The organism is Roseovarius bejariae, from assembly GCF_009669325.1.
Taxonomy (GTDB): Bacteria; Pseudomonadota; Alphaproteobacteria; order Rhodobacterales; family Rhodobacteraceae; genus Roseovarius; species Roseovarius bejariae.
This window is the reverse complement of record NZ_SZWE01000002.1, coordinates 1-25,793: the sequence shown is the minus strand read 5'-3', so window position 1 is coordinate 25,793 and position 25,793 is coordinate 1. Positions and strand designations below refer to the sequence as shown.

Below are 25,793 nucleotides of genomic sequence, written 5' to 3'. Positions count from 1 at the left end.
GGCCCCTAGGGGCTGGAGAGTAGACATTATGGAACTCGACGTTGTTGAGCTGTCTCGCCTGCAATTCGCGATGACGGCCATGTATCACTTCCTTTTCGTACCACTGACACTGGGCCTGTCCCTCCTGATCGCAATCATGGAGACTGTCTATGTCATGACGAACCGCCCCATCTGGCGGCAGATGACCAAGTTCTGGGGGTCCCTCTTCGGGATCAACTTCGTGCTTGGGGTCGCCACGGGCATCACCATGGAGTTCCAGTTCGGCATGAACTGGAGCTATTACAGCCACTACGTCGGCGACGTGTTCGGCGCTCCGCTGGCCATCGAAGGGCTGATGGCCTTCTTCCTTGAGGCGACATTTGTCGGCCTTTGGTTCTTTGGCTGGGACAAGCTGTCGAAGGTGGCACATATGGTCATCGGCTGGCTGGTTGCCATCGGGTCGAACTTCTCGGCGCTCTGGATCCTGATCGCCAACGGCTGGATGCAAAACCCGGTCGGGTCCGAATTCAACCCCATGACCATGCGCATGGAAATGACCAGCTTCTTCGACGTGATGTTCAACGAGGTGGCACAGGCCAAGTTCGTGCATACCGTCTCGGCGGGCTACGTCACCGCCTCGGTCTTCGTGCTGGGGGTTTCCGCGTGGTACCTGCTCAAGGGGCGGCATATCGAACTGGCCCGCCGGTCGATGACCGTCGCCTCAAGCTTCGGTCTGGCCGCCGCGCTTTCGGTTGTCCTGTTGGGCGATGAATCGGGCTATAGCGCCACGCATACCCAACGCATGAAGCTCGCCGCGATGGAAGGCATGTGGCACACCGAGGAGGCCCCGGCCCCCTTCACCCTTGTCGCCCTGCCCGATCAGGAGGCCCGCGAAAACCACTACGCGATCAAGATTCCCTATGCCATGGGCCTGATCGCCACCCGCTCCCTGACCCGCGAAATACCCGGCATCAACGATCTGGTGGCCGAGTCCGAAGACCGTATCCGCTCGGGCCTCATCGCCTATGACGCGCTGATGACCATCCGCGAGACCCGCGAAGAAACCGCGCAAGAGGTCCTCGACACTTTCGAAGCCCATGGCGGCAACCTTGGTTACGCCCTGCTTCTGAAACGCTATGTCGAAGACCCGCGCGAGGCCACCGAGGCACAGATCGCGCAAGCCGCGGACGATACCGTCCCCACCGTCTGGCCCCTGTTCTGGGCGTTCCGGATAATGGTGGGGCTTGGGTTCGGATTCATCGGTGTGATGACCTATTTCTTTGTCCGCTCGAACTTCGGCAGCCGCAGCTATCCCCGCTGGGCGCTCTGGGCGGCAGTAGTGATCATTCCGACCCCGTGGATCGCCGCCGAAATGGGCTGGTTCGTGGCCGAATATGGCCGCCAGCCCTGGACGGTGGACGGGGTTCTGCCCACGGCCTTGTCGGTCAGCCACTTGTCGGTCACATCGCTGCTGCTGACCTTGGCAGGCTTCATCACCTTCTACACGGTTCTCTTCGTCATCGAGATGGGCCTGATGCTGAAATACATCCGCAAGGGCCCGGTTCAGGATGTCGAGGAAACCGAGGAATGGCGCATCCGCCATGAACACCGCCTGCGCACCCATGACGGGCGCGACCCATTTGCAAACCCTGCGGAGTAATCACCATGATCCTGCATGAACTGATAGATTTCGACATCCTGCGCGTCATCTGGTGGGGGCTTCTGGGGGTGCTGCTGATCGGCTTTGCCCTGACCGACGGGTTCGATATGGGCGTCGGTGCGCTGCTGCCCTTCATCGCCAGAACCGATGACGAGAGGCGCCTTGTCATCAACACCGTCGGCCCCGTCTGGGAAGGCAACCAGGTGTGGTTCATCCTTGGGGGCGGCGCGATTTTTGCCGCGTGGCCGCCCCTCTACGCGGTCAGCTTCTCGGGCTTCTACCTTGCGATGTTCGTGGTTCTTGCGGCGCTGATCCTGCGGCCCGTGGCCTTCAAGTATCGCTCCAAACGCGACGACCGCCGCTGGCGCAGCGGCTGGGACTGGGCGCTTTTCATCGGTGGCGCGGTGCCCGCGCTGATCTTTGGCGTCGCGGTCGGCAACGTGCTGCAAGGCGTGCCCTTCCGCCTGACCGACGATCTGTTTTCGCTCTACGAAGGATCGTTCTTTGCCCTGCTCAACCCGTTTGCCCTGCTGGCCGGTGTGGTCTCGCTGACGATGCTGATCGCCCACGGCGCGGCCTGGGTGGCGGTCAAGGCCGAAGGCCCGGTCGTGAACCGCGCCCGCCGCTTCGGCACATTCGCCGGGCTGGCCGCGATGGCGGGCTATGCACTGGCCGGTCTGTGGCTGGCCATGGGCATCGACGGCTACACCATGACCACGCAAGCCGCCGTCAACGGCCCCTCGAACCCATTGCTGACCGAGGTCGCGCGCGAAGGCTCGTGGCTTGCAGCCTATGCCACCCGCCCCTGGATCGTGATCGCCCCAGCGATGGGATTTGTCGGTATGGCGCTGGCCTACCTGTCGCTCTGGCGCGGGGGCGAGGTTTCGGCGCTGCTGTTCTCGAAACTGGGCATCACCGGCGTGATCGCCTCGGTGGGGCTCACGATGTTCCCGTTCATCCTGCCCTCGTCGATTGATCCGCGCTCGTCGCTGACGGTGTGGGACAGTTCATCGTCACACCTGACGCTCTTCGTGATGCTTGGCGTCACGGTGATCTTCATGCCCCTGATCCTTCTCTACACCGCTTGGGTCTACAAGGTGCTGTGGGGCAAGGTCACCATCGACGAGATCACCAGCAACAAGAACGCTTATTAAGGAAAGGAGCCCTCACCATGTGGTATTTCGCCTGGATTCTCGGCCTTCCGCTTGCCGCACTCTTCGCCATTCTCAACGCGATCTGGTTCGAGGTGCGCGAGGATGCGAACCTGACTGAAGAGACTGACTGATAACTGACTGTCACACCAGCCAAAGTCACTCTCGCCAAAACACCACGGGGCCGCCCTTATGAAATAGGGCGGCCCCAAGCATACAGATTATGAAAAGCACAATCAGGTAGAGGGAACCTTGAGTTTTTCAGGTTTGGCCATCCACTCTTTCCCTCTCAGCATCGCCTTCCAATAGATCGGCGGCAGCAATCTTTCCTTCAACCACCAAGCGCGGCGCGTCGGTTTGGTTCCATCCAGAAGCACACGTGGGAAGCTGGGTTTCAAGGCACCCCCATACCCGAACTCTGCCAGCACGATTTTGCCCCGCTCCACCGTCAGGGGGCATGACCCATACCCGTCATAACAGGCATCCGGCGCCCGCCCTTCGATATCGGCGACGATATTGTCGGCCACCACCGGGGCTTGCTTGCGCGCCGCCGCCGCCGTCTTGGCATTGGGCGCGTTCATGACATCCCCGAGGCTCCAGATATTGTCGAAACTCTTGTGCCGCAGGGTTTCCTGATCGACATCCACCCAGCCCGCCGCATCGGCCAGCGGTGACACCCGGATGAAATCCGGTGCGACCTGCGGGGGAACGGCATGAAGCATATCGAATTCCATCTCGACCCGCTCGGGCGTCTCATCCGGCTTTCTGACCTCGAACACAGCGGTTTTCGACGGCCCATCGACCGCGATAAGGTTATGGAAGAAATCCAGCGAGACACCGTATTTTTCGATGTAGGTTTCCAGAGCCGGAACATAATCCTTTACCCCGAACAGAACGCCGCCCGCATTGCAGAAATGGATATCCATGTGGTCCAGAACACCCGCCCGCTTCCACGCATCCGCTGACAGGTACATTGCCTTTTGTGGCGCCCCCGCGCATTTGATCGGCATCGGCGGCTGCGTGAACAGGGCCCGGCCCTCCTTCATCTCGGTCACCAATTGCCATGTGTATGGCGCAAGATCGTACCGGTAATTCGAGGTCACACCGTTCCGGCCCAATGTGTCGACCAAACCGTCAACCTTGGCCCAGTCCAGCTTGAGCCCCGGGCAAACCACCAGCCGGTCGTATTTCACCACGCGGCATCCATCCAGAATGATGGCGTTGTTCTCAGCTTCGAAGGCCGCGACCGCTGCCTTGATCCAATGCACCCCCCGGGGGATGAGGCTACCCATGGTCTTTGCCGTGTCCTCAGGGTGAAAGATACCACCGCCAACCATCGTCCAGCCGGGTTGGTAATAATGAACATCGGCAGGGTCAATCACCGCGACATCGAGGTCCGGTTTTCTTGACCTCAGGCTCGCCGCCACGGCGATGCCCGCAGCCCCGGCCCCGACAATGACAACGTCATACTTGGCGTCCCCGGTATCTGTGGGGGTCTTGCCACCGTTGGAAATCCGGCGGGCCACGCCGTTCATGTCGTAACCGGCGGCCCGTGTCGCCCCGAGTATTTCCGAGACTGGCATCGACTTGGCCGCATTGAGCGACCACAGAGTGGCCGAGCGCGTACCAGTCCGGCAATAGGCAAAAACCGGCCCCGGCAGTTCGGTCAAAGCATCGCCAAAGTCGTCCGCCGTTTCATCCGTTACCACCCCCGGTGTCACCGGCAGATAGCGGAATTCAAGACCGGCAGCACGGGCCGCCTCGGCCATTTCCTCATGCGAGGGCTGATCGGCACCTTCACCATCGGGCCGGTTGCAAATAAGCGAGCGATAGCCACGCCTTTTCAGGCTGGCCACATCTTCAAGCTGAATCTGCGGGCTGACGGCCAGTGCTTCGGTTATCTTTCTTTCGTCCACTTCAAGGTCTCCCTCATGTTCAGTATCCGGCATACCGCCGAAAAGGGGCGTCGGCGTTTCGATCACGCGACCCCCAACATCCGACAGATCGTTGCCCACCCATCATCACATTGCAAGATAAGAATATATAAACCGCATGGACAATCACATTGCCGTGCGCAGTTGCCGTTTGGGCGATCCATTGCAGGGCCCGCCCCTTTGTGGCGCGGGCCCCGTCCTTTGGTCACTTGTCAACGCGGATCGAAGTAATCCAGCGGGATCTTCAGATAAGATCGTCCGTTCTCTTCTGGCACAGGCTTGCGCCCCCCGCGTATATTGATCTGCAAGGCCGCCAGCATCAGTTTGGGCAACGGCAGGGTCGCATCGCGGGCGTCCCGGACGCTCCGGTATTCCGCTTCCGACGGGGCATCCTTGAGATGGATATTGCTGTCCTTATGCTCGGCCACGGTCGCCATGCAGGCAGCCTCGCGGCCCTTGGGTGCATAATCGTGCCCGACATAAAGGCGCGTATCCTCGGGCAGGTCCAGAATGGCCTGAATGCTGTCATACAACTCTTTCGAGCTGCCCCCCGGAAAATCCGCCCGGCTGGTTCCGCTGTCCGGCATCATGAATGTGTCGTGCACAAAGGCCGCATCGCCCGCGACATAAGTGATCGACGCCAGCGTATGACCGGGCGAAAACATCACGCGCACCGGAACGTCACCGACATAGAATTCGTCACCATCAGCAAAAAGACGATCCCACTGGCTCCCGTCTGTCGGGAAGTCGGCGGGCAGGTTGTAGATGTCTTTCCACAGTTTCTGCACCTTGACCACGTGCTCACCAATCGCCGTTGGCGCACCCAGACGCTCTTTGAGCCACGGCGCAGCCGAGAAGTGATCGGCATGTGGATGCGTGTCGAGAATCCAGACAATCTCGATCCCCGCATCCTTCACATAGGCAAGAATCTCGTCGGCACTATGGGTTTGGGTGGCCCCCGCCTGCGGGTCGTAATTCAGGACCGGGTCCACGATCGCGCCCTTCATGGTCGCGGGATCGTGGAACACATACTGCCAGCTTCCTGTTGGTTCATTCCAAAAGGGCTTCACAATTGGTGTCGTCATGTCTTTTCTCTCTCGTTTGCGAATGAGTGGACGGGGGAACAAGCCCGGCAAGTCCTGCCGGGCTCATCGACACAGCGATCAAAGCTCACGCGTGGAAAAATACCAATCCACGGTGTCATAACCTTCACCGGAACGCGCCAAGGCCGCTTCCGGCGTGGCCGGGGTTGGAACAATAACCGGATCACCGGGTTTCCAGTTCTCCGGCATGGCGCATTTGTTTTCGTCTGCGGTCTGCAAGGCAACCAGCAAGCGGTGGATTTCATCCACCGACCGACCCGCGTTCATGGGGTAATAAACCATGGCCCGCAACACGCCTTCAGGGTCGATGATGAATGTCGCGCGCACCGCGGCGGTATCCGACGCTCCGGGCTGGATCATGCCATAAGATTGCGCAACCTTCATGTTCAGGTCGGCAATGATCGGGAACCCGATCTCGACCCCGAACTTCTCCTTGATGTTCAGCATCCATGCGATGTGGCTGTAATGACTGTCGATGGAAAGTCCCAGCAACTCGGCCCCAAGTGCCGCGAAATCATCCTGACGCTTGGCAAATGCGATGAACTCGGTCGTGCAAACCGGGGTGAAGTCCGCCGGATGCGAAAACAGGATCAACCATTTGCCCTTGTAATCCTCCAACGTCTTGCGGCCATCGGTCGTCGGCGCGTCAAACGCCGGTGCAGGTTCATTCAGGCGCGGAAAGGATTGTGCAGTCTCGTCGGTCATAGCGTGGTCTCCTTGGTTATCTATCTGACCCAAAGGTACGCATTCGCGCTTCATCATTGAAATGAATGTTTTGAATTGAAGTAATAGATACTTTCTATATATCAGGTATCATGATCACACTGCGCCAACTGAGGTTTCTCGTCGCGCTCACGGAAGAGCGCCATTTTTCCCGCGCCGCCGAGTCCTGCAACGTAACTCAACCCACACTCAGCAGCGGCTTGAAGGAACTCGAAGACATGCTTGGCGTCCAACTTGCCGAGCGAACAAAGCGGTCCGTTCTCATCACGCCGATTGGCGAGGAAATCGCACAACGCGCCCGGCAACTTCTCATCGCCGCATCCGACATCGAGCAACTGGCCACCGAGCGACGCTCTCCGAACTCCGGCAATATCCGCCTTGGGGCCATTCCCACCATTGCCCCCTACCTCATGCCCAAGGCGCTGCCGCTGATCCACAAAGCATTTCCCGATTTGCGCGTTTACCTGCGCGAAGAGCTAACTGAATTGCTCCTCGACGGGCTGGCAACCGGACGCCTGGACGCAGCACTGATCGCCAAGCCCTTCGACATTGGCAATCTTGAAACACTCGACCTTTTCGAAGACGGTTATCTTTTGGCCACTCCGCGGGATTATGCCACGGCACCCATCAAAGTGATGCACGGCGCAGACCTGGAAGGATCGCGGTTGATGCTGCTCGAAAGAGGCCACTGTCTGCAACGTCACGCCCTGTCAGCCTTCCCCGATCACGACATCCGACAGGATGACAGCTTCTCGGCGACCAGTCTGCCGACACTGATTTCGATGGTCGCCGAGGGCCTCGGAATAACGCTCCTGCCACGCCTTGCGGTCGACGCCGGCATCGCCGCACAACATGATGTTGATCTTTTTCCCCTCGCCGACGCCTGCCCGCGTCAAGTGGTCCTTGCCTGGCGTCCGACCTCCGCACGTGCCAAGGTGTTCCGTCAAATCGCCGACCTGCTCATCAAAAGCCGCAAGGCGCTAGGAGGGCCAGCCGACGCTTGAACACGGTCGAGCAACCTTTGCGTGCCAAAAAAACAAATTGTGGCTTGGCCCCTCCGTACCAACTATTTCGCGTTTACGTCTATTCGCGGAAGGCCTTTGTAAAGTAATCCGTGAAGGGTTTGACCAAGTAGGCAATCGGTGTGCGGTCCGCCGTTCGGATGAAGCTTTCGACCGGCATACCGGGGATCAGGGTCACCCCTTCCGGCAGCTTGGCCTGCTCCCCCTCGCTCAGGATAATCTCGGCCCGGTAATAGCTTTGTTGAGTTGTCTCGTCCAGGAAAGCATCCGCCGAGATCAACCCCACCTGCCCGGTCAACTCCGGCGTGCGCCTCTGGTCCAGGGCCGAGAAACGCAGGGTTACATCCTGCCCGACATGAATCTTGTCGATGTGAATGGGCGGCACCTGCGCATTGATCACCAACGGGCGGTCCTGCGGCACGATGAACAGCACCGGGTCGGCCGGCCGGATGACCGAGCGCAGGGCAAAAACCTGCATCCCGTAAACCACGCCCGAGACTGGCGCGGTGATCTCCAGCCGACTCATCTGTTCGATAAGGGCCCGCCGCTCCTCGCGCAGTTCAAGCTCGCGATACTGCAAATCGCGCAGCTGGGTGATCGCGTCTTCCCTGCGTTGCGACCCGAGCTTGAGTATTTCGACATCAATCTCGGTGATACGCCCACCCGCTTGCGCCTTCTGCGCCGCCAGATCCCCCATCGTGCCGCTCAATCGGGCTTGCTCGCGTAGCAGGGACAAGACCCGCGTTGCCTGGGCCAAACCCCGATCCAGAAGCGATTGCTGATCGGCCAGTTCCATTTCGATCAATTCAAGCTGTCGCCCCAATGCCGTTCGCTGCGCGTCGAGGCCAACAATCTGATCCGCGATCTGCGCGCGGCGTTTTTCAAGTTGCTCGGTCTCACGGGCAACGGACTCTGCCCGCGCCTGCATCAGCCGCTTCTGGCCAGCCATCAAATCGGCGGCATCCGCACGATCCTGTGCCACCTCGATCAGTAAAGGATCAAAGGCAATCTCTTGCCTGCTGTCGCGCTCGGCCTCCAGCCGCCCGCGCCGCGCCATCAGTTCGAAAAGCTGGCTCTCGGTGATTGCGAGCTGCGAGGTCAATTGCGTATCGTCCAGCCGCAACAGAACCTCCCCCGCCTTGATGTGATCGCCCTCCTCGACAAGGATCGCCTCCACGACCCCGCCATCGGGGTGCTGTACCACCTGCCTGTTCTGGTCCACCTCGATCCGCCCGGAGGCGATTATCGCACCGGAAATCTCGGTCAGGGCAGCCCATGTCCCGAACCCGCCAACCAGAAGGGCAAGGCCAATCAGGCCGATGATCATCGGCCGCTTGGCCGACCATGTGTCGTCCTGCTGCTGCGGGGCGGTCATTGCACACCCCCTGCGCCAACACTCTGGTTGATTTGCTGGTGGTTCTGCACCACCTCGCGCAAGACCTGATCCTTTGGGCCGAATTTGCGCACCATGCCATGGTCCAGCATCAACAGCATATCGCATTCCTGAATGGCGGCAGGCCGGTGGGCCATGATCAGGATGGATTTTCCCTCGGCCTTCATCGCGCGAATGGCGGCATTCACCGCCACGCTGCCATCGTTATCGAGGTTCGAATTGGGCTCATCCAGAACCAACAGGACAGGGTCGCCATACATCGCCCGGGCAAGGCCCACCCGCTGGATTTGCCCGCCCGACAGGCGCCCGCCACCCGCCGTGACCCGGGTGTCATAGCCATCGGGCAATTGCAGGATCATATCATGCGCATCGGCCTTCCTGGCCGCGGCAACGATGGCCTCGGCATCCGGCTGCATCGACAGTTTGGCGATGTTCTCGGCGATGGTGCCATCGAACAACTGCACCCGCTGCGGCAAGTATCCCACATGCTCCCCCAGAACGCTGGGCGCATATAGATCAAGCGCCGCCCCATCCAACCGTATCTTTCCCGCGGCCAGCCGCCACACCCCGGTCAGCGCCCGCGCCAGCGTGGACTTACCCGCGCCCGACGGCCCGATGACGCCCACCGCTTGCCCGGGCTGCACCGTGAAGGTCACCCCTTTCAAAGCGGGTTGCTGATCGCCGGGCGGCACGACGGTGGCCTGTTGCACCTGCAACAGGGCCTTCGGTTTGGGCAGCGGTGTCCGCTCCTGTTCGGGCGGCACCATCGACAGCAATTCGGCAAGGCTGTTCCATCCGCGTATCGCGCGCTGGACAAGCGGCCATTGCCCCACGGTCTGTTCAATCGGCGCCAGCGCGCGGCCCAACAGGATCGATCCGGCGATCATCGCCCCGGGCGTCAATTCGTTGCCCAGCACCAGATAAGCCCCAAGGCCCAGCATCGCCGACTGCAAGAACAACCGAAACGTCTTGGTCGTGGTGGTGAAGGTTCCGCCCATGTCCGCCGTTTTGATCTGCTCGCGCAGGGACTGGCCCCGCGCGATCTGCCAACGATCGAAAGCGGCCTCGCGCATCCCCATGGCCTGTACCATCTCGGCCTCGGTCCGTATCTGGTCCGATATCTTCCCCGAAGCATAGCTGGCACGCCCGGATTTCATCACCGGCTCTCGCGTCACCACCTGATTGATGATCGTTATCACGATCAGGATCGCCCCACCCACCAAGGCCAGTACGCCCAGCCACGGATGGAAAATCCAGATCGCAGCAAGAAAAAACGGCGTCATCGGAATATCGAACATCGCGGTCAAAACCGGCGAGGCCATCAGGCGCTGAACCGCTTCCAGATCGGCCAGCCCTGTGGCCGTCCTCTCATCCGGCTTCAAGGCCGATTTTCGCACCACCGCATCGAACACCCGCCGGTCCAACCGTGCCTGAAACCGCGCCGCCACCCGGCCCATGATCCGCCCGCGCGCATAATCCAGAAGGCCCATCATGCCGTAAAGGAACACCACCAGAACCGAGAGCGCGATCAAGGTCTCAACCGACCGGCTGCCAAGCACACGGTCATAGACCTGCAACATGTAGATCGGCCCGGTCAGCATCAGCAGATTTACAAAGACGCTGAAAATGGCCACGAACCAATAAAGCCTGCGGCTTTCCCGCCTGGCTGCGCGCAACTCTGCACGCCCCGCCTCAAGGTGTTGACCACTCATACCAGTTCCTCGACCAACCGTATGCCCTTGCCGTTCGGATACGTCTAAAGGGGCTTTATTGCAAACTTTTCCTGTGCAAACCTTAATCGCCAAGGTTGTGCATCATTTCAATATCGGCCTTTTTAAAATGGGCATGAGCGGCATTTTGATATTTTGAAACCGTCGCGGGCTATGCTTGAGGTTGATCCATGTGTACTTATGCAAACCACGCGCAGCCTAACAACAAGGATACGAACACGCCTATTTTGATGTTGCTGCCTATCTCTCAGGCAAAGACGACATTCTCTTGCTTGAGGGCAACAAGCTGACTGCCGTGCATGGTTGGCCTGGCGCCTGAGCTCGCCCAATCCATCACCCCATGCGCGCTCGCTTTTGTCTTTACTCAGGTGAATGGCTCTTGGGTTTCGACATCACTGATCTCCTACTCATCGAAGACCAAATGATTACGTATCGCACCTTACGTCCGTGTCCGATTTTCGGGGCTTTGCCCACTCCTGCTCGGCCAGATCGAACCGGAAACGAACAACATGAGCTCAATCCCGATGAACCGCGCGCAACGCACGCACGGTGGCGGGTCCGAATACACCATCGATCCCACCCGAATAAAGACCGCGTGTTTGCAGCAACCGCTGTACATATTTGCGAGTATCGGGTGACAGACCGGAGTATTCGACCATCAACTCCTGATACGCTTTTTGCGACCCACGCTCCAAAGCGTCGAGCAGCAACGTGGCGGCCCGCGCCGGATCATAGCGAACGCCCTGGCCGTTGTTGACAAGAACGCCAAGGTTGGCCGTGCCATCCGCATGGCCGGCCTCTGAGGCGGCACGATAGAAGCCTGCGGCGCGGACCGGATCATATAGCTGGCTGTCGGGATTGATCGTCATCGAGGCGGCGAACATCATCGCCGCGACATTGCCGGCATCCGCACTGCGTTCAAACCAATAAAGGGCGCGTGCGGGGTCGGGCTGCACGCCGCTCCCGCTCTTATACATGGTCGCGACAAAGGCCATGCCCTGCGCGCTGCCCATCTCAGCGGCAATCATGGCGCTATCGAAAGCCTCTGCCGGCCGGTCCAGCTTGTGCAGCACGCTTGCGAGATTGGCATGAAACCGACGGCTGTCGGGCCAGCGGGCGATCGCGGCTTCGCAGGCCACCAGCGCCCGTGCGGCGTCAATTGCAGCATAGTCCACACCCAGCGCCGGATCCGGGCGATCCGCATCAAACGGATGGGCAGCCAGCCGGTCACAGTCCTGCACTTCGTCAGTTTGTCGCGCAGGCCCGGCGATGGCCTCGGCAGCGGGGGCCACTGGTTGCGCCGGTTGTTGCAACTGCGCTGCCGGCTCCACCGCATCGTAACATTCCCAGTCACGCACGCAGAGCGCCTCATTCTCGTGATTGGCCGGCGCGGCATGCGCGGCATCGCGCCAGTACCGGGCCTGCTCCGGATTGCTGGACTCGAGCAGCCCCGCCAGCGTATCCATCGCCGCTACCTGACCATTCTCCGCCGCCCGTGTCAGGTAATCGCGTGCTCTTGCACGATCCGCCGACACACCGGCATCTCCATCGAGATAAATCTGCCCGACCACCGATTGCGCCGGACCGTACCCATAGTCAGCCGCCTCACGCAGCCAGGAAACCATTTCATGCTCGCTGGCCGGCACACCGGTTCCGTCTTCATAAAGCAGGGCCAAAAGATACATGCCCTGAGCACTGCCATAGGCCGCGGCCTTGTGCAGCATTTCCGTGCCCATCGGAATATCCGCCGCACCGCCCTGACCAGTCAGATGCATCAGCCCGAGACGCAGATAGGCATCCGGCTCCCCATATTGTGCGGCCAGCTCTTGCCAGGCCAGCGCCACCTCATGCAACTGCGGCACCCCCATACCGAACGCATAAAGCGCGCCGAGTTCCGTCATCGCATGGCCGTGATACTGCCTCGCAGCGTCGCGCAACAAGGGTGCGGCCTGTGCGAATTCTCCCTCGGACATCAGGTTCTGCGCCGCGAGATACAGATTTTCGGCCGCAGGTGACGGGTCGATCTGTCGGAGCGGGATATCCGGCAGATGCATCGCCAAGTCCTCTGCCCCGCTTTGTGCAGCAGCCGCATCGGACTGTTCCCCTCTGTCACCCGCCTGTCCGGCCTGTGTCACCGAGCTGTCAATCCGGGCGACATAGCCGGGCTGCGGGGTTCCCGTGGGTGGTGCTTCGGGCACGGCGATGAGACGCTGCCCCTCGATCCGTTCCACCCGCCACAGGGTGCTGATCGCCGTCAGGCCCAGCCCCGGAATATCGGCCAAAAGGGTCACAGGATCGTCTGGATTGGCCGAAACGCCGGCAGGCAAGGTGATCTCGACACGGCCCCGCTCGGCCACCAACGCGACCTTGCCTTCGATCATCTCGGCTTGAGCGCTCATCGGCAGGCTCAACAGGGTCATCAGGATAAGGGGACGCAACATCTCGATCATTCTCCTGCTTCCGGAATGCAATGAAATTGAAGTGCGCGGGGACCATCCGGACCGGTCCAGCGCAGATAACACATCGCCCCACTTCGCTTCAGTGTCAGGCTTCCCAGGAGCACTGCGCGCGCCTCGGGAGACATGAGGCCCGGGGCGTCATCCGGGGGCGGGACAAACCCCAAGACACGGGCCTCCGTCAGGGCCTGCGGATCGCCCTTCAGCCGAGTGGAGGTGGCCGTCACCGGAATCTGGGTATCGGCACTGCAAGGGTCGCTCAGATCGGGATCCCAGCGTAGCCAGAGCGTGCCGAATTCAGATTGAACCTCGAGACTGCTCAGCGGCGCCGGGCCGCCCTCCGGCGGGGTAATGCGCCATGCTCCCATCCAGTCGGTCGGTGTCTCCGCAGCCGGCTCCTCCGAGGACGACGACGCGGCAAAACGCGCCTCAAGATCGGGGGCCAAAAAGCCAAAGCCCTGTGGGGTACCGCTGATAGGTGGGCAAACCAGTTCCCCGGCCGAAAGTGGCGCGGCAATCATTGAGGCTATGACCCCCGCCCAGCGCATCACAACCGCCGGCAGCGCGCTGTGAGGGTGACCATCTGGCTGCCGCGCACGTCATAGATCCGGATCGTGCAGGCGACTCCCTTACGGGTCATTTCCAGCTCGTTCAACGCGCCGAAGATCACCTGCGCCAATTGCCCGACTTCGCCCTTGGCCGCATCGGCCTGAAGTTCGGCCTCCATCTCGCGCAGGAAGCCCGGATCCGCACGTAATATACCGACACGGTCGATCTCGACCGGGAAATCAAAGAACTTCTTCCACTCACCATTGCGGTTGCTGTAAAGCCGGAACATCGGTCTGCCGTCTGCTTCCTCGACGCGGAACCGCAACACCCCGTCCGACAGGCTTTGCCGGGCCGAGGCGCTGTCAGTGCTGAAATCGCTCAATTCCCACAGGCCCCTCCAATCACCGTCGCCGGCCGCAAGCGGTGCCGGATCGGGCGGCGCGGCGGGGGCATCGGGCTCGACCGCCACGGCAGGCACGGCGACGTACAGATTGACCGTCGTGCCTTTGGGGGCGGGCTGCCCGATCCCGGGGGTGGTGTATTGCACGGTGCCGGGCTTCTCGTCACCTGTCGCCGGTTTACCGGCCGAAACCGTGCCAACTTCAAAGAACCCATCCTTGCGGATTATTTCCTTCGCCTTGCCCGGTTCCATGCCCTTCACCCCTGGCACCGGACGCATCTCGGGTTCGGCCGGGGGCGCGGGTGCGGCAAAGGCCAGTGGCTGCAACGTGGTGAACATCGGATACGGGCCGGGCCCGGGCGGGTCCGTATCATAGAAACTCCCCGGCTTCTCGCCTTCGGGGGCGGGGTTGCCGGCTGCTGCGGGTCCGGGAACAAAGCCCGCCTCGGCAAGGATGCCCTGCGCCTGTGCTTCGGTCTTGGCACCGGCGAGGCTCGGCACCTCGATCATCGGGCGCGGACCGACCACGGTCAATGAGATCGCCGCGCCCATGGCCGCGGGCCGTCCCGGCCCCGGCACGGCGGTATGGACAATACCGGGTTTCAGCTCCAACCGGTTGGCGGGAATCCGTTTGCCCACGACCCCGCTTAGCCCGGCCTCGGACAACGCAGTGAGCGCCTTGGCTTCGGTGAGGCCAAGGATCGGGGGCACGGTGACCAGTTCCGGCCCGGCCTCGGCCTTCGGCTGTGCACCGGTCACGGTCAGGGTGACCCCGGTCCAAACCCGGACCGGCTCCCCGGGCGCCGGGGCACTGTCCACCACGATGCCTTCCGGTTCATCGGGTTTCGGCGGTATGCGTGTCGGTGGGCCGAGTAGGAAAAGCCGCGCCTCTTCGAGCGCCCGTACCGCCTCGGTGGCGGGCAGGCGAAGGATCTCGCGCGGGACTGCTGTCATCTGGCAATGTTCGGGGAGATTGTTTGCCATTCGGTCCAGCTCTTGCTGCAACTGCGGCTGAGCGATTTCCCCACAAGACCCGTTGGTATATCCGAGCGCGGGATGGGTGCGCATTTCCTCACGCAGGGCGGCGATGGCACGATCGCGCCCCCCGGTCTTGCAGGCATTGTGTAGGCCACGAATATGATCGAGCCGGGTCCAATAGCCGGCGGAGCGCGTACGTGCCTCTTGGGACAAGGCCGCCACAAGCGCATCGACATGCGGCAGGGCATCCCCGCCCACGCCATAGAAAGCGGGGCGGCAGGAAAGCTTGGTCCCGTTTGCAAGCGCCTGCGCCGTGGTCATCGGATCGAGATCCCGACAACTGGCCGCGGTCGGAAGTGCTTTCTGTGCCGCATCGAAGGCTGCGCGATAATCACTGCGCCGCGCCGCAAAGCTTTTCGCCTCGGAGGGCAGGTCGCGCTCGATCTGTTCCAACTCGGCATAGTCGTCTTCAAACTGCTCCAACAGCCTCATCTTGCTGCGCATAATCTTGGTCAGAATGTCGAATTCATCGTGAAACTGGTTGCGGTTGAACTCTTTCAGGCGTCCGCGAAAGGTATAGCTGTGATGCCGCAGGTTGCGTTCCGCCTGACGATAGGCATGGCCAGCTTCAACACAGGCATCATCGGTCGCCATGCGGAGGTTTTTCAGCTCCACTGACGCCGCGCCATAGTCGCAGCGCTCGCGATAATGGCCCAGCGCCAGAAAGTGTTTGTATCGCTTGGTCAGCAGCGTATCCAATATCTGCCCGCCCACATCCGAGTGGTACAGCGCCTCGAGATCGAAACTGCGCTCACCGGCCGACATCATCGTCGTCATGAAAACATCCGCATCGGCCGCGCGCAGCTGGCCCAGGCTCTTGAGAAGGCTATACCAATTGGCAACGCTGATGCCCGCATTCACGAGCGTCTTGTAATCTTCCTTTTGATAGGCGTTGATCGTGGAGTCGGCGTCGATGAAGCTGTTGAGCACGCATTGCGCCGCGTCGACCTTCAGATCGGAGATCATGGCGGCCGTGACGGTCGGATTGTCCTTCAGATTGAGGATATATTTGCTGTATTTGCGCACCTGCTCTTCGGTGCCACAATTGGCAAGCGCGGCCTTGCCGACCCTCAGTGGGTAGAACTCGGCTTCAATTGGGTAGGGTTTCGGCATGCATATGGGGTTCACGTCCCGCACGCCCTTCTCGAAAGCCTCCAGCTTTTTGTGTGGAAATTCCTCGTTGAAGGTATATCCGTTTCCAGCAACCGCCATGACTGGCAGCAGAAGCACGGCCAGCCACATCAGGATCCGGGCGATCATTGGGCACTCCCTTCGGCCAGGAACCAGCCTGCGACCCAACCCCGTATGCCGCGATAACTGATGTCACACCACACCCTTTTGCGGGCCTTCTCGCGCTCAGCGGGGCTCGCCGCCTGCCATTGTGCATAGCTCATCTGGTTGATGCAGCCGTGGTTGAGAATGCCATCACCATCATGCGGGATCGTGCCGATTTTCACGGCGCGCGCTGTCGGGGCCGCGCGGATGTTGAGCACATCGTTGGAAGCCACATCGACGACTCGGAGATAATCCGGACCATCCGCCTCAGCCCAAACCGCACCGGCCCAGACCGAGCCCGCCAGACAGAGCGCCGTGATCGCGCTAATATCCCTGAGATTTCCACTCCAAGTCACGTTCATGCTCCAAATCCGCCGCGAAAAGACTGAGACAGGTGTCGCGGTATTTCGACCCTGGGTAGACATCGACAATCCTGAACCGGATCACGCGATGGTTGTCGGGCTGGTTGCCTGGCAGGGTTATGGTGATCGGGGCGGCCGTATCCGGCAATTCGACCAGCACCGGCGCGGCAAGGTCTGTCGAAATCTCCGCCAGGCGCACACGCCCGTTGGCAAAGAACGCCTTGTCCGATTTGGCATAACCGTTGCTGATCATCACTTGCCGGAAGGCGCCGGCCCCCTGCAGGCTCAGCGTCACGGTCTCTCCTATGCCGAAGCCGGGTGCGCCCTCGCACCAGGCATTGCCCGAGCCGTCGAACAGATTGGCAGGGCCATAGCTGTTTCCCACCTGCGGCGGCAGGACCGAACTGACGCAGATCCGCATATGATCCACCAATTCCGTCGCCGGAAAATCCGCACAGGTTTCTGCCTGTGAAGTCGTCGCAAAAAGGGATGCGAGCAGTGGCATAATCAATATCGGACGCATGGCCCTGCCTCCTGTCCCGCGACATCAATCGCTTGCTGAATAGTATACGCAAGCGTCTGTTTTGACCAGAAACGTCTCGTATCCTCGCGTCTCCGCAAGCGTCGGTACTACATCACATATTTTAAAAATTGCATATATAAATCAGAATGTTATGGGAAACTCTCGCCCATTCACAAGCGAGGGTATGCGGGAATATGACGCACAATCTAACCCAAACAGCCTCCGGCAAACCCGGAACGGTTCAGAACGCAAGGCGAGGCTATTGCGTCGACACATCGGTCAGATGGTATGGCGCACGCGTCAGCGACCTGCTGGCCGCCTTTCGCTAAGGCGTAAACCTTACCCTGTCCAAGCCGCGACCTCCCCGGTCACGGCTTTTTGTCGTGGCCCCAACTATCTTCAGAATCGCGGAGGTTCCTTGTCTGCCAGACCTGAAATTGAGGGCACACTTTGCATCCTCGACACACATAGACGCCAATAACTTCTTCAACAGACAATAATCATTTCCCGTCGAAGGATACGGCTTTGGAGAAATCCCAAAAATCATGTCTGAGACGTTTCTTGCGCCTGTGGAACGAACCTATGTGCTTTACAAGGAGTCGAACCACAGCAACATCGACTCTAACCGAAACAAGCGTCAAACGGGCCGTTTAGCCCGATAGACCTCTTTTGCTTGCAAAATGGCGTTTTTGACCCCGCCAGTGGCCACTAATTGGTAGTGGCGACAACACTGTCAGAGCAGCAATAGTTATGCCAAACGCAGAACCACAGACAAGAAAAATCCAATGAAATCAATGGCCGAAATTTCGTGATCTCGAAATCGGCGGGTTTCTTTGCCAAGCAGTTCGGTGAAGTTTTGCCACGAAAATTCAGAAATAGTCTTGCCAAACAGGCATTAGGCAACAAAAAGCCGCCCGTGTGGGCGGCTTCATTCAGCAAAATTTTTGAGGACTGGGTCTACAAATCGGCACGCCTGTAGATCGCAGCGTTAAGAAGTTCCCGCCTCATAATCGGCTTTATGTCAAGTTTCCGTAGCTCCACCGCAACCGTCTTCGGGGACTTGCCCCTCTCTTTGGCCAGATCCGATAACGCGACATAGTCCGCCTGGAACCGCTTCACCTCCTCTTCCGCGAAGCGATGACGGACGGTGCCGCTCGACGCCACGGTTTCAAGTGAGGGCAGAAACGGGCGACCCGAACTGTCGACCTTCGTCCGAAGATGCGTGACGCCGGATGTGAAAATTCCGAGACGGGCGGCAACATCATGCGCGGACAAACCGATCTCGCCTTCAAGTTCCGAGATCACGGAACGGACCTCGTCCGGGGAGACCAGTACCGAGAGGAACCCAATGTCCTCAGGCAGGAGCTCAATCGATGTCAGTTTGCGATCCAGAACAAGCTGAACGATGTCCATCACCGGTCGCCGCACGATCTCGGACGCGGTGATGACATCCTTCATGCCATCGCTGGCCCGGCCAACCGGTGTCCCACCAGCCCGAAAGCGCGAGATAAACTCATCGAGGTCCTGGACGGCAACCTTGGCGAGGACACCACCGCCGCGGCCGAGATTCGGCACCAACTGAGATACGATACCCCGCTTTACCAGCATCTGCGCCTGGGTCCGATTGCAGTTCAGGTAGTCCGGGATCTTGCTGATCGGAATTGAATTGTGAATGCGTTCGGCCAACCTTTCCCCTTGGCCCGCGTCGACGGTGAACCGTTCGTCGGCGTCCACATCAGCGGGAAGAACACCGGTGAGTTTCAGCGCCCGGCGCAAGGTCGCCTGGTGAACTCCGGTCGATCGCGACAGGCTGGCCAGCGAATGACGGCGCCGCGTCTCGACAGGGGTGCCAAATAAGGTACTGCCAGGGTCAACCGGCATCGTGTCCAGGACAAATTCCCGCACGACATCCCGGATCGATCCAGGGTCCGTCTTCGATTTCTTGAATTGCAGCCACTGGTAAATTCGACCCAAGGCCGCTTGCGGGCCACCCTTGGAAATCTGGCGAAAGGACGCGCGTGAAATCTCTTCAAGTGCGTTGCGCACCCCGTCCACGCCATCACGGGCCGCCTCGTACCCGGCGCTGCCGGCCTCCGACCAATCATGGAGCGAAAGCGTATCAAGATTTGTATGCGCCCCGAACACGATGCAGGCCCCGAGCATCTCACAGGCTTTAGTCGTCTGGTCCACGTCCTGGGTATCGAGCCAGTCGGGACCGGACACGCCATTGAAACGCCGCTCGACATAAGACTGCAAGGCAGAGGTGCTTGCTGACGGCGCATCTGCCGCCAGCTTCTCCAGGACGGCATCGTCCGGCGCCACGAGGGTCATATCCTGGAACTGCTCATGAAACCCGCTGTTGCGGCGCCGATGAAGAACAATCCCGTGCCGGGGGCATGTTCTGACTGGGCTGAACATCCAGCCAATCCGGCCAACCCGCTGCCCCGAGCTGGGCCCGGCGGGATCTGCATCCTCGAGCAAGCAAGCCGGGCAGAAGGTCGTATGGGTGCGCAGCGCGAACCGCATGCCGAATTCCTCGTCACGATGCTTGAAGCGCGCCTCACCGACACGCTGCACGCCGGAGGCCCGTATGCGGGGCTCGGCGATCCCGGTAAGGTCAGCCAGCCGTCCGATGCAGTCATCAGTGGTGTCGACGACGCTTTGGCGACTGATCTGCATGAGCTTCAGGAAGTCTGGGCCGGACAAGCCGGCATGAAACGGACCGAGCCGAGAGCACCACGATACGGTGCTCTCCCCCTCGATCAGTGGAAGGACAGGCAGCATCACCATGGCTCAACCCCGCTCGATTTTCTTCTGCTGGCGTTTGGTGCGCGCCTTCTCGTATTCCTCGGCCCCTGCATCCAGGGGGATCGACATCCAATCCGGGGCCAGGAAGATATTGGAGCCAGGCTCACAGCCTTCCTGCATAGCCCAGGCCTCGGCGAAGTGATCGACGGTGAGGAAAGCTTCATCGTCGTAAATGGCGCACTCGATCGCGTTCACGATGGTCTCGATCACCCGTCCGAACCGATAGCGGCTCCCCGTCATCAGGCGTAGTGCCAAATCTTCAGGCAACCGCGCTGTGATACCGGCCTCATCGCAATAGGCGTCGATCATCCCGAAAAGGTTCTCCTGGTCTGTGCTGTGGTCGAGGTCTGTCGGCGCGATCTTGGTGAAGCGCCGCGACACCTGCGGATCGAAACTCGTAATCTCGCCCAGCCTCCGTGTCCCGCTGAGAATTGGGATCACAGCGTTCTTGCCCTGCATGAGCGTCTTGATCGTCCTCAAGGTCGTCTCGGTATCATTTGCCGACTGGGCCATCACGAGGTCCTGGGCCTCGTCCAACCACAGAACCTTGATACCCATTTGACCCAACCGTTTCCGCACGGCGCCCCAGATTTCCCAAGCCTTGGCATTCGAGGAGACCCCGGACATGCCGGTTGCCTCCAGGATCGCAAGACCAACGCTCTTGTGCGTCGCAGGACTGGGGATCTGGATCTCCAGATATCGCGGAAGGCCGGTTTCCGGGTTCATCCGCAAAGCCTCGGTCGATTGCAGCACTGTTCGGATCGCCGTGGTTTTCCCGCCACCAGCAGCTTCGATGACGGCGATGCCGCGCGTTTCCCTGTCCGCGGTAAATCGGCATGGCTCGGCAGTCGGGCGACCCTCATCATCGACCTGCAGCAGCCGGTTGAGGTGTTTTTCCACCGCATCGTCCCGCTCGTTGGGCACATGCATGTCGCGCAGGCTCTGCACCAGTTTGCCCTTGGGCATTTGAATGTTCATTGGTCGTCCTCCTTGGGTTTACGCGGAACCCATGCTGTCCGCGGGCGGGTGGCTGGTTTGACGGGAGGCAACTCCTGGCTGCTACCAGGTGCCGCTGGTCCCTGATCGGTATCTTGGTGGTTCTGGACATCCGGCGTCGCGGGCACATCATCGGAGGCCTTGCGAGGGGTCGTGGTCCTGACCGGACGGTCGGGATCGGGTTCGCGCGGGGTGATTTCTCGGCCTGCGTCTTGACCATCGTCGCGAAGTGATTGCGTCTCCGTGATGCGGAAAGTCCCGAAAAGTTCTGACTCAATCTCTTTCAGCCGCTTCTCTGAAATCGAGGTGTCCACGATTCCGAAGGCTATGGATCTATCCGTCGCAAGGTCCTCGATGTCATCGATGGCCTTGAACACGACCTCTTCTTCCCACGCCCGTCGCGATGCTGATTTCGCGCGCAGGGCACGGCGTGCTCTTAGCCAGACATGCAGGTTCAAACCCCGGAACCGGTCGTGCACCGCAGGAACCTCACGCCACGCACCATCGAGGTACACCTCGATCGCGCCGAGATCCGTCTGGTCCCAGCTGACATCCACTTGTTTGGACCCTGGCTGCATATAGAACAGGGCGAGGTCTTCGCTGTGGTACCGAATACCCATCACCGTGATGCCCTCGCGCGTCACGGTGCGCTTGACCTGGTTGCCGAAGGCGAGGCGTTTCGAGCGGGCATCCGGCAGAGCACGAAGGGGGTAGTTGCCGCTTTCCATGTCCGCGTCCCACTGTTCGAGCGGTGTACGCCCACCCAAACCCTCGTGCGGCGTATTGTGGTAAATGTCGACGATCCAGCGTACCAAGGCGAAGGCCACATCCTCTGCATCAAGGCACGCCCGATCCTCGGCCGGATAGTCGCCACGCTCGCGAGGGTTCGAAAAGGTGCGACCGACAAGGCGCGGCATCAGGCCGAGGGCGGCCGTATGGAACAGACGCTCGATGGCCCCACGCATGCCGGGAATTCCACCGATCGTTCGAAGAAACACCATCTGCAGATCAAGGCAGGCGTTTTGGAAAATACGCGACTTGAAACCTGGGCCGTTATCGGTGGCGAGGACTTCCGGAACAACGGCGTGTGACCACGCACAGCATGCTCTGACACTGTCAGACCATTGGCCCTTGTCACTGACAACCATACGAAGGCATTCGCGCGCCGCGCTGCCCGATGGATTGCGGGTCAGCTTCATTCCGAGGCAGATCCTGGTGCGGCAATCTATGGCGGCGACAAGCCACCATCGGGCCTTTTCGCCATCAAGGCCAAGAGCCTTCAAATGCTCTTCGCCGAAGACCGTTTCGAGTTTCGCAGACCGAATGATGGAGAGCAGATCGATGCACCACTCATCCATCTCGACGCGCTCGCCGGGTCGTGAGACTTCGAGCCCCTTGCCTACGGGCCGGAGCTTTTTCATCGCTTCTTCGCGCCCGAAACGCGCGATAAGAACCGTCAAGCGGTCGAGTTTTTTGATCGTCCGACGCACCGCATCACGGCCCGGTACCCTAAGGGGCGAAAGCCCCTCTTGGTCACGACGCTCGTTTTCAGCCTGGAACCCGCGTTTAACGTCGGCAACCGTTGCCTTGATCGACTTCCGCTCTGGCGTGAGGTAGCTGCCGTTGACGATGTCCGTCAGCAGCGCCTGTTCCTCGGGCCGAAACGGGCTTGTCCTGTTCCCGGATTTCGAAAGATCGTCGGCCAGTGCCGCCACGCCTTCGTTCTTGTAGCGAGCGAAAAGCTTTCGCAGGTAATCGGCGCTGAAAAGGCCGACTCTCCGTGTTATGCCGCCACCGCGATTCTGACGGACGCCTTTGCGTATGCGATCTGGCAATCCGTCATTGGCAATTTCGTTTGCAATGAGGTCACGTTCAGTCGCCTGTGCTTTGAAGTACTCCTCGGCGCGTTTTTCGATATCGGAACGCGCTGCCTCGATGCTCTCCTTATTCGGCCTGAGAATACCTTCAGCCTCCATATCTTCGATGGCCTTGATCTGGGCGAGTTTTGCATCGAAGCGCACCCTCGCTTTCCCGACGAGGTTTGATGGCTGGAAATCAAAGGCTGCGACCGCCGACGCCGGCTTGAGGTCATCCGGAAGGTAGTAGCCAACCTCGTGCTTGATGTCGCCGGACGCGCTCAAGCGGGCCAGTGCGCCCATCGGGAAGACCTCTGTCATCCCGGCGCCGCTTGCGGGTATCAGCTCGGCGTTGTCGCCAGACATGCCGAGGAAACGGTAGGGCTTACCATGAATGAGAAGCCGATCATGAACATCCAAGCGAAAGCCGCTCTTCACCGGCGTGGCGTCGCCAAGGTCTTGCGTGTTGGGGAGAATGGTCATTGACGCTCTCCTTTCCATTCAACAAGGGTTTCATGGGTGACTTTTTCGGAATGCAGGGGTGCGAGCTCTCCTGCTGAAACAAGTCGCAAAAGGGCCCGATAGCCGCGTGCCGCGAGGCCGACCTGTTGCGTGAGTTGGTTCAGCGGCACCGCACCGCGCAGGCCACTTGCCACGGCGCGTGCCGCCTGCTCAGCCTCCGGATCCGTATCGCGCAAGGCCGAGTTGATGTTCGCGTTATGAAGGACGACCCGATCGATATCGGCCTCGGTTAAGAGACGCACCGACTTGGCAAACCCCTTCTCTTGAACCCACCAGGCGATGGTCCGCATGTCTTCGACATGGCGACCAGATTTGAGGCGTGCTTCAGGCTTGACCGTGTAGGCAATGCGCTCTCCAGAAGCCTTCGTGACAACCATGTCGAAAAAGTGCCGTTTCTCGTCTTGCCGGCCGAAGGTGAACAGCACCTGCTCCTGGATGTCGGTAACATCGGACCGAGCGCCTTGGATTTTCTGGTGACAGAGCTCGGTGTAGGACTCCGCTTGGCTGCGGGTGCCTGAATGCTCACCAAGAACGGTAAAAGCGGTGCAGTGCGCGGTTGACGCATTCGCGATATCGCGGTCCCCACGGGATTGCGCAGGCAATACGCGACCCTCCGAATAATTCGGCATTTCGTTTTCCTTTCACGTAGGAAGACCACCCGCCAGACTTCAGTCCGACGCTGCCCGAAGGCGGCGGTCTATTTTTGGGAGTTTCTGAAAACGACCACTTGGGTTTCCCTTAGCGGTCGCTCGACCCTTTTGGATCTATCGATCCGCATGGGCGGATTTGGATTTAGATATAAACAGCCACTTTTCGTGTCCTCTTCAATCGCGTGTCGGACGCCCCACTTCCCAGTCTTTCAGGCTCGACAGATCGAACATTAGCCCTTTGCACACAGCCCGAAATCCAAGGGTCAATTTTTTCCTAAAGTTCGCTGTCGACTGTCTCATGTGGCCTTCAAGGTACGCACTGTTCCCTGCCAAACAACCGCGATTTTCGCCCGAAATTTATTTCTGAAAATCGCTTCGTCGCGCGAAAAAATGGGCAACGTGGACTCTCTGAAAAATGGTAACCTACTGTTATTTATGTATATATTCTTGATAAGCGCTACAGACGCTCGTCATCTGCGGTCTCACACCCAGAGACAAGCGCCAAATCTTGGGTCAAACGGCGTGATATTCACTGATTTAGGTGTTGCAAAAATACCAGCGCCGGGGCGCCCTCAAAAAGCTTTTTGGAGCCCTGCGCTTACGTTGAAGGCATTTTAATGGATTCGAAAATGCATTGGGGGCATTGTGCCGAGCTGGCGAAGGTAGTGCCCCTACGGTTGGTGAAAGAGGCCGCGAACGAAGCCTTTCGGCGTAGCGCAGTGCGCGGCCGAGTCTGGCGGCAACCGTGTTTCTTCTTAGTCTGAGGTTGTTCAAAGACCGATAATAACGAAAGAGAGCAGGATTCCGAGACCATGATCAATCTTCGACGCGACGACCGTCAACTTGTACTGAGGAGATCACCATGACGATCGCCAAGATTACCGACCGGAAGAGCTACGATGCCGCTATGGCGCGGATCGAGGAACTCTGGGGCGCACCTCAGGGGACCGACATGGGCGCCGAGCTTGATCAGCTGGTTGATACTGTCGAGGCCTATGAGAGCGCCATGGTGGGTCCGCTCTGCTCGGATCCCATTGAGCTTCTCAAGGCACATATGCAGGCGCACGGCCTGACCCAGACCGATCTCGCCACGGTGCTTGGCTCCAAGTCACGCGCCTCGGAAATCATGAACCGCAAGCGGCAGCTGAGCAAGGAGCACATCCACAAGATTCACCAGGCCTGGCGCATACCAGCCGATCTTCTCGTGGTGCCAAACGAGCTTTCGGGGTCGGCCTGAGTCTATCTTTTGACGGAAATTTTGAAGTTTCTCCGGGCTCTGATGTGGCTGTCGTGCAATTGTTTCCGTCGACACCTCCAGTGAATTTATTGACGTAGTGCCATTTGCCTATCTACGGTCAAAACAACCTTTAGGAGATAAAAATGACTGATTTACCTGATTTTTTGAAGCAAGGGGAACCTGCGCGCCTCTTCCCGGTCCTGGCCGACACCAGTCGCGAGAAAAGGATGGCATCCATTTTTCTCTCGCTTCTCCCCCAGATTCCGCCCTTGGCAACGGCGGTCTTGAGCACCGTCGGCATGAGGGTCGGAAAGAGAACCACGATCGAAGCATTCACAGAGGTTGTTCTCAAGGAAGGAAGTGACACGAACGATCGTCCTGATGGTCTCCTGATCGTCTCCACTGGAAAAACAACCTGGAGTGCAT

The 25,793-nt window shown here is 59.8% G+C and carries 20 protein-coding genes and 1 pseudogene; 7 read left to right on the top strand and 14 right to left on the bottom strand.

Translation table 11 applies throughout. The annotated features are described in order from the left end of the window. Window positions 1–28 precede the first annotated feature (28 nt). The 3 genes from FDP25_RS14045 to cydX are packed head-to-tail and all read left to right on the top strand — an operon-like array spanning window position 29 to window position 2,924. The gene (locus tag FDP25_RS14045) at window positions 29–1,639 is read left to right on the top strand and encodes a cytochrome ubiquinol oxidase subunit I (RefSeq protein WP_154153613.1); all 1,611 of its coding nucleotides are present in this window, start codon (window positions 29–31) and stop codon (window positions 1,637–1,639) included. 5 nt (window positions 1,640–1,644) lie between these two features. Continuing rightward, a complete protein-coding gene (cydB, locus tag FDP25_RS14040; protein ID WP_154153610.1) occupies window positions 1,645–2,793 on the top strand; it encodes a cytochrome d ubiquinol oxidase subunit II in 1,149 nt (382 codons plus the stop codon). Window positions 2,794–2,810: 17 nt separating this feature from the next. Then, window positions 2,811–2,924 carry a cytochrome bd-I oxidase subunit CydX gene (gene cydX, locus FDP25_RS14035; RefSeq protein ID WP_154153607.1) on the top strand — a complete coding sequence of 38 codons (114 nt, stop codon included), beginning with the start codon at window positions 2,811–2,813 and terminating at the stop codon, window positions 2,922–2,924. A 102-nt stretch (window positions 2,925–3,026) separates the two neighbouring features. Here cydX and FDP25_RS14030 read toward each other — a convergent pair whose 3' ends face one another. The 3 genes from FDP25_RS14030 to FDP25_RS14020 all read right to left on the bottom strand — a co-directional run bounded on the left by FDP25_RS14030 (window position 3,027) and on the right by FDP25_RS14020 (window position 6,532). Then, the gene (locus tag FDP25_RS14030) at window positions 3,027–4,706 is read right to left on the bottom strand and encodes a bifunctional protein tyrosine phosphatase family protein/NAD(P)/FAD-dependent oxidoreductase (protein WP_343032074.1); all 1,680 of its coding nucleotides are present in this window, start codon (window positions 4,704–4,706) and stop codon (window positions 3,027–3,029) included. Window positions 4,707–4,936: 230 nt separating this feature from the next. Next, a complete protein-coding gene (locus FDP25_RS14025; RefSeq protein WP_154153602.1) occupies window positions 4,937–5,809 on the bottom strand; it encodes an MBL fold metallo-hydrolase in 873 nt (290 codons plus the stop codon). Window positions 5,810–5,887: 78 nt separating this feature from the next. After that, entirely contained in the window at window positions 5,888–6,532 is a 645-nt protein-coding gene (locus FDP25_RS14020) for a peroxiredoxin (RefSeq protein WP_154153599.1), read from the bottom strand. 110 nt (window positions 6,533–6,642) lie between these two features. Here FDP25_RS14020 and FDP25_RS14015 point away from each other — a divergent pair, with 110 nt between their 5' ends. Continuing rightward, the gene (locus tag FDP25_RS14015) at window positions 6,643–7,554 is read left to right on the top strand and encodes a hydrogen peroxide-inducible genes activator (protein WP_154153597.1); all 912 of its coding nucleotides are present in this window, start codon (window positions 6,643–6,645) and stop codon (window positions 7,552–7,554) included. A gap of 79 nt (window positions 7,555–7,633) precedes the next feature. On the opposite strand, the gene FDP25_RS14010 is transcribed toward FDP25_RS14015, so the two are convergent. The 7 genes from FDP25_RS14010 to FDP25_RS13980 form a co-directional block, all read right to left on the bottom strand. Beyond that, window positions 7,634–8,947 carry an HlyD family type I secretion periplasmic adaptor subunit gene (locus tag FDP25_RS14010; RefSeq protein WP_154153594.1) on the bottom strand — a complete coding sequence of 438 codons (1,314 nt, stop codon included), beginning with the start codon at window positions 8,945–8,947 and terminating at the stop codon, window positions 7,634–7,636. Next, entirely contained in the window at window positions 8,944–10,677 is a 1,734-nt protein-coding gene (locus FDP25_RS14005; RefSeq protein WP_154153591.1) for a type I secretion system permease/ATPase, read from the bottom strand. The genes FDP25_RS14010 and FDP25_RS14005 overlap by 4 nt, the downstream gene beginning before the upstream one ends. 533 nt (window positions 10,678–11,210) lie before the next feature. Then, window positions 11,211–13,136: an SEL1-like repeat protein gene (locus tag FDP25_RS14000; protein WP_172982820.1), complete on the bottom strand. Its 1,926-nt coding sequence runs from the start codon at window positions 13,134–13,136 to the stop codon at window positions 11,211–11,213. Window positions 13,137–13,141: 5 nt separating this feature from the next. Beyond that, a complete protein-coding gene (locus tag FDP25_RS13995) occupies window positions 13,142–13,672 on the bottom strand; it encodes a hypothetical protein (RefSeq protein ID WP_154153585.1) in 531 nt (176 codons plus the stop codon). A 26-nt stretch (window positions 13,673–13,698) separates the two neighbouring features. Further along, window positions 13,699–16,398 carry a PASTA domain-containing protein gene (locus FDP25_RS13990; RefSeq protein ID WP_154153582.1) on the bottom strand — a complete coding sequence of 900 codons (2,700 nt, stop codon included), beginning with the start codon at window positions 16,396–16,398 and terminating at the stop codon, window positions 13,699–13,701. Beyond that, window positions 16,395–16,775 carry an SH3 domain-containing protein gene (locus FDP25_RS13985; RefSeq protein WP_154153578.1) on the bottom strand — a complete coding sequence of 127 codons (381 nt, stop codon included), beginning with the start codon at window positions 16,773–16,775 and terminating at the stop codon, window positions 16,395–16,397. Before FDP25_RS13985 ends, FDP25_RS13990 begins: the two co-directional genes overlap by 4 nt. Next, a complete protein-coding gene (locus FDP25_RS13980; RefSeq protein WP_154153575.1) occupies window positions 16,738–17,298 on the bottom strand; it encodes an NADase-type glycan-binding domain-containing protein in 561 nt (186 codons plus the stop codon). Before FDP25_RS13980 ends, FDP25_RS13985 begins: the two co-directional genes overlap by 38 nt. An 808-nt stretch (window positions 17,299–18,106) precedes the next feature. On the opposite strand from FDP25_RS13980, the gene FDP25_RS17085 reads away from it, so the two are divergent. Next, window positions 18,107–18,277 (top strand): hypothetical protein, encoded by a 171-nt coding sequence (locus tag FDP25_RS17085; RefSeq protein ID WP_172982819.1) that lies wholly within the window; start codon window positions 18,107–18,109, stop codon window positions 18,275–18,277. Here FDP25_RS17085 and FDP25_RS13975 read toward each other — a convergent pair. From FDP25_RS13975 to FDP25_RS13960, 4 genes are read right to left on the bottom strand one after another with little or no spacing between them, the layout of a single operon-like run. Further along, the gene (locus tag FDP25_RS13975; RefSeq protein WP_154153572.1) at window positions 18,256–20,088 is read right to left on the bottom strand and encodes a TniQ family protein; all 1,833 of its coding nucleotides are present in this window, start codon (window positions 20,086–20,088) and stop codon (window positions 18,256–18,258) included. The genes FDP25_RS17085 and FDP25_RS13975 overlap by 22 nt on opposite strands. A 3-nt stretch (window positions 20,089–20,091) precedes the next feature. After that, the gene (locus FDP25_RS13970; protein WP_154153569.1) at window positions 20,092–21,084 is read right to left on the bottom strand and encodes a TniB family NTP-binding protein; all 993 of its coding nucleotides are present in this window, start codon (window positions 21,082–21,084) and stop codon (window positions 20,092–20,094) included. Next, on the bottom strand, window positions 21,081–23,441 hold the full coding sequence (locus tag FDP25_RS13965) for a Mu transposase C-terminal domain-containing protein (protein ID WP_172982818.1): 2,361 nt from the start codon (window positions 23,439–23,441) through the stop codon (window positions 21,081–21,083). Before FDP25_RS13965 ends, FDP25_RS13970 begins: the two co-directional genes overlap by 4 nt. Continuing rightward, window positions 23,438–24,109: a hypothetical protein gene (locus FDP25_RS13960; RefSeq protein ID WP_154153563.1), complete on the bottom strand. Its 672-nt coding sequence runs from the start codon at window positions 24,107–24,109 to the stop codon at window positions 23,438–23,440. The genes FDP25_RS13965 and FDP25_RS13960 overlap by 4 nt, the downstream gene beginning before the upstream one ends. A gap of 883 nt (window positions 24,110–24,992) precedes the next feature. On the opposite strand from FDP25_RS13960, the gene FDP25_RS13955 reads away from it, so the two are divergent. Both FDP25_RS13955 and FDP25_RS13950 read left to right on the top strand, forming a co-directional pair. Continuing rightward, window positions 24,993–25,367 carry a helix-turn-helix domain-containing protein gene (locus tag FDP25_RS13955; protein ID WP_154153560.1) on the top strand — a complete coding sequence of 125 codons (375 nt, stop codon included), beginning with the start codon at window positions 24,993–24,995 and terminating at the stop codon, window positions 25,365–25,367. 143 nt (window positions 25,368–25,510) lie between these two features. After that, window positions 25,511–25,793 (top strand): annotated as a pseudogene (locus FDP25_RS13950) (hypothetical protein); the annotation flags it as partial.